13 protein-coding genes are annotated in these 13,790 nt (G+C 41.2%); 4 read left to right on the top strand and 9 right to left on the bottom strand.

Annotated elements, in window-relative coordinates:
• Positions 1-445: 445 nt before the first annotated feature.
• Genes recG through asnC form a run of 3 tightly spaced genes read right to left on the bottom strand, consistent with a single transcriptional unit; the run spans position 446 to position 3,773 of the window.
• Positions 446-2,527, bottom strand: coding sequence for an ATP-dependent DNA helicase RecG (gene recG / locus CWC16_RS18825; protein WP_138542635.1), 2,082 nt, complete (start codon positions 2,525-2,527; stop codon positions 446-448).
• A gap of 60 nt (positions 2,528-2,587) precedes the next feature.
• Positions 2,588-3,274, bottom strand: coding sequence for a tRNA (guanosine(18)-2'-O)-methyltransferase TrmH (trmH, locus tag CWC16_RS18820; protein ID WP_138542634.1), 687 nt, complete (start codon positions 3,272-3,274; stop codon positions 2,588-2,590).
• Between the two features lie 40 nt (positions 3,275-3,314).
• Positions 3,315-3,773: a transcriptional regulator AsnC gene (gene asnC, locus CWC16_RS18815; RefSeq protein WP_004588258.1), complete on the bottom strand. Its 459-nt coding sequence runs from the start codon at positions 3,771-3,773 to the stop codon at positions 3,315-3,317.
• A 196-nt stretch (positions 3,774-3,969) separates the two neighbouring features.
• On the opposite strand from asnC, the gene asnA reads away from it, so the two are divergent.
• The gene (asnA, locus tag CWC16_RS18810) at positions 3,970-4,965 is read left to right on the top strand and encodes an aspartate--ammonia ligase (protein WP_138542633.1); all 996 of its coding nucleotides are present in this window, start codon (positions 3,970-3,972) and stop codon (positions 4,963-4,965) included.
• Between the two features lie 24 nt (positions 4,966-4,989).
• Here asnA and CWC16_RS18805 read toward each other — a convergent pair whose 3' ends face one another.
• The 6 genes from CWC16_RS18805 to CWC16_RS18780 all read right to left on the bottom strand — a co-directional run bounded on the left by CWC16_RS18805 (position 4,990) and on the right by CWC16_RS18780 (position 11,373).
• Complete coding sequence (locus CWC16_RS18805; protein WP_138542632.1) at positions 4,990-6,597, bottom strand: flagellar assembly protein A; 1,608 nt, start codon at positions 6,595-6,597, stop codon at positions 4,990-4,992.
• Positions 6,598-6,748: 151 nt separating this feature from the next.
• Positions 6,749-7,141, bottom strand: coding sequence for a deaminase RidA (gene ridA, locus CWC16_RS18800; protein WP_004588255.1), 393 nt, complete (start codon positions 7,139-7,141; stop codon positions 6,749-6,751).
• A gap of 12 nt (positions 7,142-7,153) precedes the next feature.
• Positions 7,154-9,259: a bifunctional GTP diphosphokinase/guanosine-3',5'-bis pyrophosphate 3'-pyrophosphohydrolase gene (gene spoT, locus CWC16_RS18795; RefSeq protein WP_004588254.1), complete on the bottom strand. Its 2,106-nt coding sequence runs from the start codon at positions 9,257-9,259 to the stop codon at positions 7,154-7,156.
• A gap of 127 nt (positions 9,260-9,386) precedes the next feature.
• Positions 9,387-9,662 (bottom strand): DNA-directed RNA polymerase subunit omega, encoded by a 276-nt coding sequence (gene rpoZ / locus CWC16_RS18790; protein WP_004588253.1) that lies wholly within the window; start codon positions 9,660-9,662, stop codon positions 9,387-9,389.
• A 114-nt stretch (positions 9,663-9,776) separates the two neighbouring features.
• A complete protein-coding gene (gmk, locus tag CWC16_RS18785; protein WP_055016864.1) occupies positions 9,777-10,397 on the bottom strand; it encodes a guanylate kinase in 621 nt (206 codons plus the stop codon).
• A gap of 115 nt (positions 10,398-10,512) precedes the next feature.
• On the bottom strand, positions 10,513-11,373 hold the full coding sequence (locus CWC16_RS18780) for a YicC/YloC family endoribonuclease (RefSeq protein ID WP_138542631.1): 861 nt from the start codon (positions 11,371-11,373) through the stop codon (positions 10,513-10,515).
• Between the two features lie 163 nt (positions 11,374-11,536).
• On the opposite strand from CWC16_RS18780, the gene rph reads away from it, so the two are divergent.
• Genes rph through CWC16_RS18765 form a run of 3 tightly spaced genes read left to right on the top strand, consistent with a single transcriptional unit; the run spans position 11,537 to position 13,345 of the window.
• Positions 11,537-12,250, top strand: coding sequence for a ribonuclease PH (gene rph / locus CWC16_RS18775; RefSeq protein ID WP_138542630.1), 714 nt, complete (start codon positions 11,537-11,539; stop codon positions 12,248-12,250).
• A gap of 12 nt (positions 12,251-12,262) precedes the next feature.
• Positions 12,263-12,907 (top strand): orotate phosphoribosyltransferase, encoded by a 645-nt coding sequence (gene pyrE, locus CWC16_RS18770; protein WP_089348836.1) that lies wholly within the window; start codon positions 12,263-12,265, stop codon positions 12,905-12,907.
• 57 nt (positions 12,908-12,964) lie between these two features.
• A complete protein-coding gene (locus CWC16_RS18765) occupies positions 12,965-13,345 on the top strand; it encodes a diacylglycerol kinase (RefSeq protein ID WP_138542629.1) in 381 nt (126 codons plus the stop codon).
• Positions 13,346-13,790: the final 445 nt, after the last annotated feature.

Genomic DNA, 13,790 nt, shown 5'->3' with positions numbered 1-13,790 from the left:
GGGGCTAAACGTGTCGCTATCTGCGTTAAAAAATTCTCATTTAGAACAACTAAATAGCGAATATTTTGCCTTGCTATCAACACGTTTTTCCGTCCTCAAAATAGATCACTTACTTATGCGGATTGGTATAAAAGAACGCGACGACCACCTCAGTGCTCAGTGAATCCCATTAAAAAAACATTAAGAGTACTTCGCTATGTGTCTCTCCATCGCTGTGGGCACTACGACATTGCCAGGGTTCAAATACGATAAAGCCGCTTTAGAAATGAAGCGGCTTTTTTGCGTCTGTAAGAAAGTGAAAATATTAGCTATCAGCTGCACAGCTTCAACCTGTACCTCGTAGCGTGGGTTGAGTATCACGAAACCCGCGGATAAGGCTCGCCGCACATCTTTTTATGGTAAATATAGCGTTTCAGCAGTGAGCTTTACGAGTACTTTAGCGTAATTATGCCTGAGCGTAATTAGATTTATTGCCGAGCCAGCGATGAATTAAGGGGTCTATAAGGTTGGGATTTTGCTTTAGCATTTGCTGTGCAATAGGTCTTACTTGATTAAGAGTGTGTTTGTCGCGAGTAAGGTCCGCTATTTTAAATTCGGCTAAGCCAGTTTGTTTAGTGCCGAGTACTTCGCCCGGGCCACGTATTTCAAGATCACGCTCTGCGATGACAAAGCCATCATTACTGTCCCTTAATACACCTAAACGCTTTTGAGCAGTGTGAGATAAAGGGGCGTGATATAACAGTACGCAGTGGGAAGCGGTGGCCCCTCGCCCTACGCGCCCGCGTAATTGATGTAATTGTGCTAATCCTAAGCGTTCAGGGTTTTCTATGATAATCAAACTGGCATTAGGTACGTCTACACCGACTTCTATTACTGTTGTTGCAACAAGTACGTGAATATTGCCAGCTTTGAACTCGCTCATAATGGCTTGTTTCTCAGTGGCTTTCATGCGGCCATGGACAAGTCCTACATTAAGTTCTGGCAAAGCCTCCTTTAATTGTAATGCGCTATCTTCTGCTGCTTGGCATTGTAGGGCTTCTGATTCGTCAATGAGAGTACACACCCAATAAACCTGCCTACCTTGTTCATTACAGGCAAGCTTAACACGGTTTATTATATCGTCTCGGCGCGTATCAGGAATGGCCACAGTGGTAATTGGCGTTCTACCGGGAGGGAGCTCATCTATTACTGAGGTTTCTAAATCGGCATAGGCCGTCATAGCCAATGTACGCGGAATGGGGGTTGCAGTCATGACTAACTGATGAGGGTAACAATTACCAAACTTTCCTTTTTCTCGGAGTGAGAGGCGTTGATGAACACCAAAGCGGTGTTGTTCATCTATGATAACCAATACTAAATTATTGAACTTTACCTCGTCTTGAAATAGGGCATGCGTTCCTACTATCATTTGCGCTTCCCCTGAGGCTATTTTTTCAAGTGTACTAGCACGCTCCTTGCCTTTAGTTTTTCCACCAAGCCATGCGACATTAATTCCTAAGCTTTCAAACCATTGCTTGAAATTTATCCCGTGTTGCTCAGAGAGAATTTCTGTGGGTGCCATTAGTGCAGCTTGGAAACCTTGTGCTATTGCTGTTAATGCACTTAATGCTGCAACCAGTGTTTTACCTGAGCCTACATCACCTTGTACTAATCGCATCATGGGGTAGGGGTGCTGTAAATCTCCTTTAATTTCGGCTACTACTCTATTTTGTGCTTTGGTCGGCGCAAAAGGGAGTTGCGCTAAAAATTGGCTTTCTAATGTATTTGTAGGGCTTAGGGTAACTGCACTTACTTGCTGCCCTTGCTCGCGTACTTTTAACAAGCTTAAGTTTTGTGCAAGTAGCTCTTCAAACACTAAGCGTTGCTGCGCTGGATGAGTCCCTTGTTCAAGTGAAATTACATCTACGTCATTAGGTGGACGATGAAGTAACAGTAAAGCATCACGCAGTTGCATATGTGAAGGTTGCCATTTTTCAGGAATAAGTTCTTCTACTGAGTACTTGTGCAGTAAGTTTATTGCTTGCTCGCTTAAGCCCCTAATCGATAATTGCTTTAGCCCTTCGGTTGTTGAATAAACCGGTGTGAGAGTTGTTGCTGTTGGCTGTTCATTGGGTGTATCGCTGATACTGTATTCTGGATGGCTCATTTCAAGCCCAACGCGCCCGCGTCTAATCTCACCAAAACAGCGAATTATTTTCCCACTGATAAACGCATTTTTTTGCGCAGCAGTAAAATTAAAAAATCGTAAAGTAAGCCTAGCTGTACCATCGTTTATTTGCACAACTAACATGCGACGTTTGCCAAAGGTCACTTGGCTTGTTTCTATTGTTGCCTCAACGGTGCAGTGGCTGTGTAAAGTAACATCGTTAATAGCATAGATACGGGTACGATCTTCATAGCGTAAAGGCAAATGAAAAAGCATATCTTGCACGGTAGCTATACCTAGCTTTTGTAGGCGCTCGGCCATTTTTGGACCGACCCCTTTAAGTTCTGTAATAGGGTACTGGCTTAAGCTAGGTTTAGACAATGTGGGCTCAAATCTGTTTATTTGTGAATGAGTTAAGTGTACTCACAGGTTTGCTAAGCATCAAGCATGTTTTAAAGCGTGCCAAAACTGCTCGTTAGCGACTATTTCACCTTCTTCATCAAGTGGTGGGTAAGGTAGGTTTTTTAATCTACATTGTTTTGCAATTACTGGGTGATAGCCTTCAAAATACATAGGGTGTTTAACCTCTTCACTTAGCATATCGCGCTTATATAGCCCTGCCTTTTCTCGTTGATGTTGTGCTTCAAATAAAATAAGTGCAGCCGCTACCGATACATTTAGGGATTGCACCATACCTTGCATAGGTATAATAATATTTTGATCTGCGTGCTTTAATGCTTGCTCAGAAATCCCCGTTTTTTCTTGGCCTACAATTATAGCCGTGGGTTTTGTGTAATCTATTTCTCTAAAATCTACTGCATCTTCGCTCAAGTGTGTTGCTAATATTTGTACATCTGGGTTGTGCTTTCGCATCATTGTGGCAGCATCATCAATATTTTTATGAAGGTGTGTTTCTAGCCAGTTTTTACTGCCGCCAGAGGTATTATTGGTCAGCCATTTTTGGTTTTCTGGCCATACCGCGTGCACATGATGACAACCTACTGCATCAGCACTTCTTACAATAGCTGAGAGGTTATGATGTTTATGTACATCTTCTAGACAGACCGTTAAGTCTGTTTGACGACGAGATAGTACGTCTTTTATTCGTTGGTAGCGATTTTGCTGCATGGTGATCCTCTTTTTTGATAATTATACGTAATTTTATCTATTAAGGCATTACTGTGCGGCTAATTGGATTTTGCAATGAAATAAGTGTTTCGGTTGATTGAATTGCTTCTATCGCTTGTATTTTATTAATCAATACATCTTGTAAGTGGTCTATAGACTTAGCCATAACTTTGATAAAAATGCTGTAGTTACCCGTGGTGTAATACGCTTCAACTACTTCTTCTAGTGCTTCTAGTTTAATTAGTGTTTCTGGGTAGTCGCGTGCATTATTTAAGTTAATACCAATAAAGCAACATACATCGTAACCAAGTTGTTTTGTACTAATGCTTAATTGGGTGCCGGTGATAATACCTGCTTGTTTCATTTTCTCCACACGCACGTGAATTGTGCCGGCACTTACAGCAAACCGTTTGGCTAATTCAGCGTAGGCTGTGCGGGCGTTGGCCATTAGAGCGTGAAGTATCTGTTTATCGAGATTATCGATTTGATAATTTTCCATTATTTTTGCTTACTTAAATTAGTGAATCTTCATTTTTATACCGTTTAAATTAATCGATTTTGCATATTAAAGCTATTTTTATTGTTGTTTATTGAATTAAAAGTTTAAATCGTTACAGTAACTTCATTAAAGGCGCCCGCAGGGTGTTTTTTCATTAATAAGCAAGTAACAATAACTGGGAATGAGGCCATTTATTATGAGTTCACACTATGTGCAGCAACAGCAGCAAATAAGTAAAGTTAAGCAGTTTTTTTCACAGCAATTAGAGCAGCAACTCGGATTAGTTGAAGTTCAGGCTCCTATTTTGGCCAAAGTAGGTGATGGCACACAAGATAACTTGAGTGGTCACGAGAATGCAGTTGCTGTTAACGTAAAAGCAATTACCGATAGCAGCTATGAAGTTGTTCATTCGCTTGCTAAATGGAAACGTAAAACGCTCGCTACTTACGGCTTTTCTGTAGGTGAAGGTATTTATACGCAAATGAAAGCGTTGCGCCCAGATGAAGACTCATTAAGCCCAATACACTCTGTTTATGTTGATCAATGGGACTGGGAGAAGGTAATTTGCCAACGTACTGAGCGTACGCTTTCTACGTTACAAGAGACAGTTAAAGCCATTTACACTGGCATTAAGCAAACAGAACAGTTTGTAAGTGAAAGCTTTGGTATTGCGCCATTTTTACCCAGTGAAATTACCTTTATTCACAGTGAGCAGTTACGCAAAATGTACCCCGACTTTAGCGCAAAGCAACGCGAAAAAGCCATTGCACAAGAGTACGGTGCGGTATTTTTAATTGGTATTGGTGGTGCGTTAGCTGATGGCAAAATCCATGATGTACGCGCTCCAGATTACGATGATTGGTCTACCCAAACGGTTGACGGATACACAGGATTAAATGGCGATATTTTAGTGTGGAACCCCGTGTTAGAAGATGCCTTTGAAATATCATCTATGGGTATTCGTGTAAGCCCCGATGTATTAAAAGCGCAATTGAGCATAACAGGCGATGAAGAACGTCTCGCTTTTGATTGGCATAAATCGTTATTAGAAGAGGCATTCCCGCAAACAATTGGTGGCGGCATAGGGCAATCGCGCTTAGCAATGTTATTACTGCAAAAGCAGCATATTGGACAAGTGCAAGTAGGTGTATGGCCAAAGCAAACGCACGATACGGTAAGCGGCTTACTGTAAATTATAAAGGGCGCTAAATGCGCCCTAATGTGTTTTAAAGTTTATTTCTACTTTATTGTTTTGTAAGTTTATATTGCAAGGCGGGTAGTTGCGGGTAGTTTTTAATACTTTATCAAAAATATGGATCTCTACCCCTGAGTGTAATGATGTATTAACAGCAAGGTTTGCATCGCTAAGTAGGTCGTGTAGTTCATGATCTAGGCTAGATAACTTTTTTTCTAGCAGCTCTGCTTGTTGGCAGTAATGCTGCTGTGTTGCGCCAATTTTTTTAATGAGCAGATTTTTCTTTTCTATATCTTTTACTTTATCTGCTTTTTCTAGTGCTGCTTGAAGGGTATCAAGCTGCTCATCTGTTTTTGCTAAGTCTTTAAAGCAGTTATCTGTGTCGGCCGTTATTTCAGCACCTGATGCGGCTAAATTAATTGCCATTTTAGCACCTGATTCATTACCTATTTCGCCAGCTATTAATACAGTTGCATCGAGAATCTCTCCACCAAAAATTTTCCCTTTGGGTAACTCTGTTTGGCCAACTTGTAATAAGTGTTTTGCTTTAATAGTACAATGGCTGGCTTGGCGGTCTATAAAAATGTTTTTGCCTTGAATATAGCAATATTGTGCATGAGAAACATGAACATCTCCGTCACTTTTTATAGTGCACGATAGTGTTTTATCTTCGAGTTTTTGATGGCCAATAATACCTTGTTTTACAGTGATGTTTCCGCCGGCCGATAATTCGCCAGATTCAACTATGCCAAAAACCGTAATGTCGCCTTTAGCCATTACGCGCATACCTGGGTCAATGTTTTTAGTCACAATAACACTGCCTTCAAAATCAATATGGCCGCTCTTAACATCTACATCAGAAATGGTAAAAATATCATCAACTCGCATACCGTTAGGTATTTCTACCGGAACACCCGCCGTTGTAGAAACAAGCTCAAGCGGATTTGTTTTTGATATTTCGGCGCCTTCGCCTGCTACTAACTTTTTATTTTCGCCAGGTTTAGCGGGGAGTATGTCACCTACTACAGTGAAGCCTTCTTTACCGGGGGTAGCAGGTTGTTGGCGAATCAGAACAGTACCAGGCTCTACGCTCGCAAGCTTACCAAAGTCGCGCATATCTACACTGCCATCTTCCATCATTTTAGGTGTTTTTAGGCGATCTTTGAGGGTTTCTACCATAGCGACAAATTTTGTTGCAGTGCCCTCAGCTGGCAAACGGCCCTTGGCTAGAATCCCTTTTGCTACGGTTCCAGGGGCTAAGTTAAATTGTTTATCTAAAAGCTGCTCTAAAAAAGCTTGTTTGTAGCCACGTACAACCCCTGCTTTTATGAGTTGTTTTTTACCCTCTTCTAACGAAAGTACCTTACCACCATAGGCTAAAGTAAGCTCGCCTATGGCTTGCATTTTATCTTCACTTAACGTTACCACAAGCGATGCATCGTGTTTACTTGCTACAACCAAGGTTGGCTCATTATTTTGCGCTTTAAAAAAATTATCAATAGCCTCGTGGTCAATTTTGCATTCGCAAAACGTCGACTTCTCAAGTGCATCAATTATAAAAGCGGCGCTAGGTGGAGCGTGTTTACTTACATCAAGTATTACGTTCCCGTTATTGGCAAGCTTAAACACTAGTTAATCCTTTTCTACTACTAAAGTTAAGATTGATTTTATTGCATGATTACAGAGTGCTAGATATTTTCATGTGAGTCAAGAAAGGGAGATAAACAAAGCTGAGCTGAAGAAAATAGAGCTATAAAGGGGGTTTATAGCTCTGTATTTGTTAGTTAGTTGAAGGAAGTTCCATAATGCCATCAATTTCAACTTGTGCGCCTTTTGGAAGCGCACGTACACCTAGTGCTGCACGTGCAGGGTAAGGCTGCTTGAAATATTGGCTCATTACTTCATTCACAGTGGCAAAGTTAGATAAGTCTGTTAGGTAGATATTAATTTTAACAAGATCTTGGATTTTGCCGCCTGCTTCTTCGCACACCGCTGTAATGTTTTTAAATACTTGATGTGTTTGTTCGCTAAAGTCTTCTGAAACCATTTCCATTGTTTCTGGGACAAGTGGAATTTGTCCAGATAAATAAACGGCAGTACCTACTTTAACCGCTTGGCTATAAGTGCCGATAGCAGCAGGTGCTTTTTCGGTAGAAATAAATGCTTTATTCATGAGTTTCCTATTTTACTTTTTACGATAGACTCTTTGCACATCAGGCATCACGCGAATGCGGCGCATAATATTAGCAACATGGACGCGGTTTTTAACGGTAACGCCTAAGTCTATCACATATAAATTACTTTCTTTTTCGTCGGTCGTGATCTCAACAATGTTGGCTTGGGTTGTAGCAACAACATTTGTGAGTTTAGCCAAAGCCCCTTGGTGGTTAATTATTTCCACTCGTAGCGCAGCTATATATTCTTTTTCTGGATTGTCATCCCATTTTACAACCAGGTATTTTGAGCGTTCGTTTTCCCAGCCGCGAATATTTTTACATTCTTGGCGATGAACCGTAAGCCCTTTACCTTGGCTAATATGCGCAGTGATGGCATCCCCAGGTACAGGTCGGCAACACTTAGAATAATTAACCAACATGCCTTCGGTACCAATAATGGTTGCTTTGGCTTGTTTACTAATATCTGACAAGTCGTCGCTTTCTTCTTGCAATAAGCGTTTAGCGATTAATACGCTCATTAAGTTACCTGCGCCTATTTCTACCAGTAATTCTAATACTGTAGATAGTTCGTGCTCTTCGAGTACGCGGGCTATGTTTTCATCAGCAATGCTGTCGAGCTTATTTTCACCCAAGGCAGAATCGAGTAAGCGGCGGCCTAATAACAATGCTTCTTCTTGGTGTTGGCTCTTAAGGTAGTTTCTTATCCCTAAACGGGCTTTACCTGTAACTATAAAGTTTAACCATGTTGCATTAGGGTGTGCTCCTGAGCTGGTTATAATTTCCACACTTTGCCCAGTATCTAAGGCTTTGCTTAGCGGGTAAGGTTTACGGTTTACTCTTGCCCCTACACAAGTATTACCTACATCAGTATGCACTGCGTAAGCAAAATCAACCGCGGTAGCGCCCATTGGTAGCTCTACAATGCGGCCATCGGGGGTAAATACGTATATTTCTTCTGGGAATAGCTCAGTTTTAACGTTCTCGACAAATTCGAATGATGAGCCGGCACTTTGTTGAAGCTCTAGCAAGCTTTGCATCCATTGGCGAGCACGTTGCTGCGCGGTATTACCTGCGCCATCACCGGCTTTTTTATACATCCAGTGCGCAGCAACCCCTTTATCGGCCATATGATCCATATCGTGGGTACGTACTTGGATCTCTACCGGAATACCGTGTGGGCCCACTAATGAGGTATGCAAAGACTGATAGCCATTTGTTTTAGGTACGGCAATATAATCTTTAAAGCGCGTTTCGATAGGTTTATACAGGTTATGTGCAACACCTAGCACGCGATAGCAGGTATCCATTGCATCTACGTTTATTCTAAAGGCGTAAATATCCATTACCTCATTAAAAAGCAGCTCTTTATTCAGCATTTTTTTATAAATGCTATAAAGGTGTTTTTCGCGCCCAGAAACCGTAGCTTTAATTCCCGACTCTTCAAGGCGTGCTTCTATTTCGGTTTGAATGTTAGAAATAACTTCTTTGCGATTGCCTCGCGCTTTTGCCACTTCAGATTTAAGTGCGCGATGGCGCATAGGGTATAAAGCCTGAAAACCTAAATCTTCTAGCTCATTTTTAATATCGTGAATACCTAAACGGTTTGCAATAGGTGCGTAAATTTCAAGTGTTTCACGGGCAATACGACGGCGCTTATCAGGGCGCAGAGCCCCTAATGTACGCATATTGTGAGTACGATCGGCCAGTTTAATTAAAATAACCCGAATGTCTTGGGTCATCGCCATGATCATCTTTCGGTAGTTTTCAGCTTGGAATTCTTTTTTGTCTTTAAAGCTGAGCTTATCGAGCTTACTTACCCCTTCAACAAGTTCGGCAACCGTATCACCAAATATTTCGGCTAAGTCTTGCTGGCTAAAGTCGGTATCTTCAATAACGTCATGCATTAACGCGGCCATAAGTGTTTCATGGTCAAGGTGCATGCCAGCAAGAATTTGGGTTACTTCAACAGGGTGAGTAATGTACGGCTCGCCGCTTGAGCGAGTTTGCCCCTCGTGAGCCTCTCGGGCTACCACGTAGGCTTTTTGCACTAGCTCTACTTCAGCAGCAGGCAAGTATTCAGATATTTTCTTTTTAAGACCTTCAAAAAGATACATTCACACTCCAATGTTCTTGTGAAGCAATAAGTAACGGTAAGTAATAGAATATACGATGAAAAGAGGGGATTGCCAACGGCTAGAGTAGAAATACTGAGCCGTTGACTAAATCAAACCGGGTGGTTGATTATTGATTACCGCCAACAATAGCAGCAACCGCAGCTAATTCAGCTGCTTCTTGGTGTTGTTGTTCTTCACGGTCAATAACGTCCATTGATGAACTGTCAACTAAACCTTTTTCGATTTCGCGCAGAGCGATAACGGTTGGTTTGTCATTTTCAGCGTCTACTAGTGGGTCTTTACCACCAACAGCAATTTGGCGGGCACGACGAGCCGCAACTAAAATTAAGTCAAAACGATTACCAATTGCATCTACTGCATCTTCAACTGTTACGCGAGCCATCTCAGCACTCCAAAATAATTTAAAAGCAAAGGCGTAGTTTACTGCAAGCAGCTTGTTTCGCCAATAGCCAGTGGTTAATTTTTACCAGTTTTCCCTGTAAAGGGCATAAATGGCTTATTTAAGTAAGTTTGTAATTAAATCGTGATGACGACTAGCTTGGGCTTTTAGCGTTAAGCGCTGCGCTAATACGATCGTTTCAATATTGCTAAGGGCGGTTTCAAAATCATCGTTAACCACAACATAATCATATTCATTGTAGTGCGATGTTTCTGATTGCGCTTTGGCCATACGCCCTGCGATGACTTCGGCAGAATCTTGGCCTCGGTTATTTAAGCGCTGTTCAAGCTCTGCTTTAGAAGGGGGCAATATAAAAATTGTTTGCACGCTTGGCATAATTTCGCGCACTTGCTGCGCACCTTGCCAGTCAATATCTAAAAATACATCAATACCTGCATTTAACTGCGACTCAATAGCTTGCTTTGAAGTACCGTAGTAATTATCAAATACTTGCGCCCATTCAAAAAAATCATCTTTGGCAATTAATGATTTAAATTCATCAGCGCTTACGAAGTGATAATGCACCGCATTTTCTTCACCGGGACGAGGGCTTCGAGTGGTATGCGATACCGATACTTTCATATCTGCATGTTTTTTTAATAACGCCGTGATTAAGCTAGATTTACCCGCACCAGAAGGCGCTGATAAAATAAATAAGTTTCCGCGAGTTTGAGCCATGTTTTTCTCTACTTAAAATAAACAGGCTTGGACTAAATCAATAATCCAAGCCTTTAATTACGCTATTGTACTTTATTTAACTAATTGTGCTCAAGTAAGTAGCACACAAGTACGATTACTCAATATTTTGGATCTGCTCTCGCATTTGCTCAATGAGCACTTTTAGTTCCACAGCCGCATTAGTAATATCACTATTAATTGATTTAGAGGCTAGCGTATTTGCTTCGCGGTTAAACTCTTGCATCATAAAATCTAAACGGCGGCCACATGCTCCGCCTTTTTTAAGAATTTTTCGTGTTTCTTTAACGTGCGATTTTAAGCGGTCTAGTTCTTCGGCAACATCTTGCTTTTGCGCTAGGTAAATAAGTTCTTGCTCTAGACGAGACTCATCAATATCTGTTTTTAGGTCTTCAAGCTTTTGGTTAAGCTTTTCACGCTGCCACTTTGCTATTTCTGGTAAGTGACTTTCTACTACGGTAACTTGCTCAAGTATGGCATTAAGGCGAGTGGCAATCATTTCTTCTAAATTTGCGCCTTCATCGGCACGGGCTGATTTAAAATCTTCAACTACTTGGTCAAAGCCCGCTATAAGTGCTTTATTAACGGTATCTAAATCAAGTTCTTGTGCTTCCATTACGCCAGGCCAGCGCAGTATATCAACAGGGTTAATATCACCATTGCTTTGCTGCTGCACCCATTTAGCACTATTTATTAGTTGCTCAGCAAGTGACTCATTAATTGATAGCTCACCCACGTGAGCAGGATTTGCAACAAACTTTAAAAATACTTCAACTTTGCCACGTTGCAAATTTTTACGTAAACGCTCACGAATTACCGGCTCCATGCCACGAAATTGCTCTGGTGCGCGAATAAACGTTTCAAGGTAGCGCTGGTTTACTGAACGAATTTCCCAGGTGCCAGTGCCCCAATCGCCTTTAATTTCGCGACGCGCATAAGCAGTCATACTGTGGATCATGGATAAGTTCCTAAAATTTATTAATACAATATTGCGATGATTATACCGTAACACTGCTCAACCTCTAGAGAAAATTTATTACGCTGAATATTTTACAATCAGCATGGCATCTACCTGCACATGCACTTATAATGTCGCAAATTCAGAATTAAGGGGATCGTCAATGCGTCCAAGCGAAAGAACACCTAACCAAATTAGACCGGTATCATTTACCCGTAATTACACATTACACGCAGAAGGCTCAGTACTTGTTGAGTTTGGTAATACCAAAGTACTTTGTACTGCAACGGTTGAAGCAGGTGTACCACGTTTTATGAAAGGTCAAGGTAAAGGTTGGGTCAACGCTGAATATGGTATGTTACCGCGCTCAACACATACGCGTAATGCACGTGAAGCTTCGCGTGGTAAGCAAGGCGGTCGTACAATGGAAATTCAACGTTTAATCGCTCGTGCATTAAGAGCTGCAGTAGATTTAAAAGCGCTTGGCGAAAACACCATTACAATTGACTGTGACGTAATTCAAGCCGACGGCGGAACACGTACAGCTTCTATAAGCGGTGCCTGTGTTGCTTTAGTTGATGCACTTACCCACATGCGCGCTAAAGGGATGATCAACTCAAACCCACTTAAGCACATGATTGCTGCTATTTCGGTAGGTATTTATAAAGGCCAGCCAATTACTGATTTAGAATACCTTGAAGATTCTGAAGCCGAAACCGATATGAATGTAATTTTAACTGAAACAGGTAAAATTATTGAAGTGCAAGGTACCGCAGAAGGCGAACCATTCTCGTTCGACGAATTAGATGAGCTACTTACGTTAGCTAAACACTCTATCCGTGAGATTATTGACGTTCAAAAACAAGCGTTAGCATAAGCGAGTATCCCAATGAAAGATTATCAAAAAGAGTTTATTGAATTTGCTTTAGAAAAGCAGGTTTTAAAATTTGGCGAGTTTACCCTTAAATCAGGCCGCACTAGCCCATACTTTTTTAATGCAGGCCTTTTTAATACGGGTCGCGATTTAGCGCGTTTAGGTCGCTTTTACGCATCAGCCCTTGAAGATGCCGCAATAGAATACGATGTTTTATTTGGCCCAGCTTATAAAGGTATCCCTATTGCGACTACAACTGCAGTTGCCTTAGCTGATCATCACGATAAAGACGTGCCTTATTGCTTTAATCGCAAAGAGAAAAAAGCACATGGTGAAGGCGGTACATTAGTAGGCTCTGAATTAACGGGCAAAATCATGCTGGTGGATGATGTGATCACAGCGGGTACTGCTATTCGTGAATCAATGGAAATCATTGCCGATAACGGCGCAGACCTAAGTGGTGTACTAATAGCACTCGATCGCCAAGAAAAAGGTAAAGCTGAGCTTTCAGCTATTCAAGAAGTTGAGCGCGACTTTAATACCAAAGTGATCTCTATTGTAAAATTAGCTGATCTTATTAGCTACCTTGAGAGCCAAGGTACAATGGACGAGCATTTAGCATCAGTTAAAGCATACCGAGATCAATACGGTATTGCTTAATTAAAAAAGCCTCGCAATTGCGGGGCTTTATTTTGACCACAAATCATAGAGCTAATAATGAAAGATGTATTTAAACCTAATGGCCTTGGTATAAAGCGCATATTTAAAGCGACGTATTGTTCGTACCTTGGTTTTAAAGCGGCCTTTATAGAAGAAGCGGCTTTTAGGCAAGAGTTGCTACTTAGCATTATTTTGCTACCCATTTCTTTTTGGCTAGCTTCATCGGTATTACATTGGGCTTTGTTAGTAAGTACATTACTGATCATATTGATTGTAGAGCTACTTAATTCAGCAATAGAAGCGCTCACTGATCGCGTTAGTACTGAGCGGCATGTATTATCGGGGCGTGCAAAAGATATGGGATCTGCAGCGGTAACACTCTCATTAATGATCCTTACGATCGTGTGGGGTGCTAGTTTGTATTTAAAGTTATTTTAGTAAACCTACCGTATAAATCAATTAATACAGCTAAAATGTTAATAAATTGCTAGTTATGTTGTGTTTTTAGCGCATTTAGCTCAAATACGCAGCGAACAGTCATTTATTTCAAGTTTTCTTCAAAAAAGGGTTGATCTGTTTTCGGATCTCCCTATAATGCGACACCACTGAGACGGCAGAGCGCAACGCATAGCGAGGCACGAGCTAATCAGTGAGTCGAGTAAAACTTAGTTTTAAAAACTTTCAAGTTTAACAAAATTAAGTGTTGACAAAAAAATAGGAAGGCGTAACATGCGCAGCCCTAGCGAGATAAAGCAACGCGCTTTAATCGCAACGTTCTTTAACAATATAAAGCAATCATCTGTGTGGGCACTCGTACAGATTGAGTTCTAACAGCCGAGCTTAGTTCGCTAAGTAAGGCAAAAAATTTAGAGTCTCAATTGAA

The organism is Pseudoalteromonas sp. S3776, from assembly GCF_005886915.1.
GTDB lineage: Bacteria > Pseudomonadota > Gammaproteobacteria > Enterobacterales > Alteromonadaceae > Pseudoalteromonas.
This window is presented reverse-complemented; position numbering and strand designations above follow the sequence as displayed.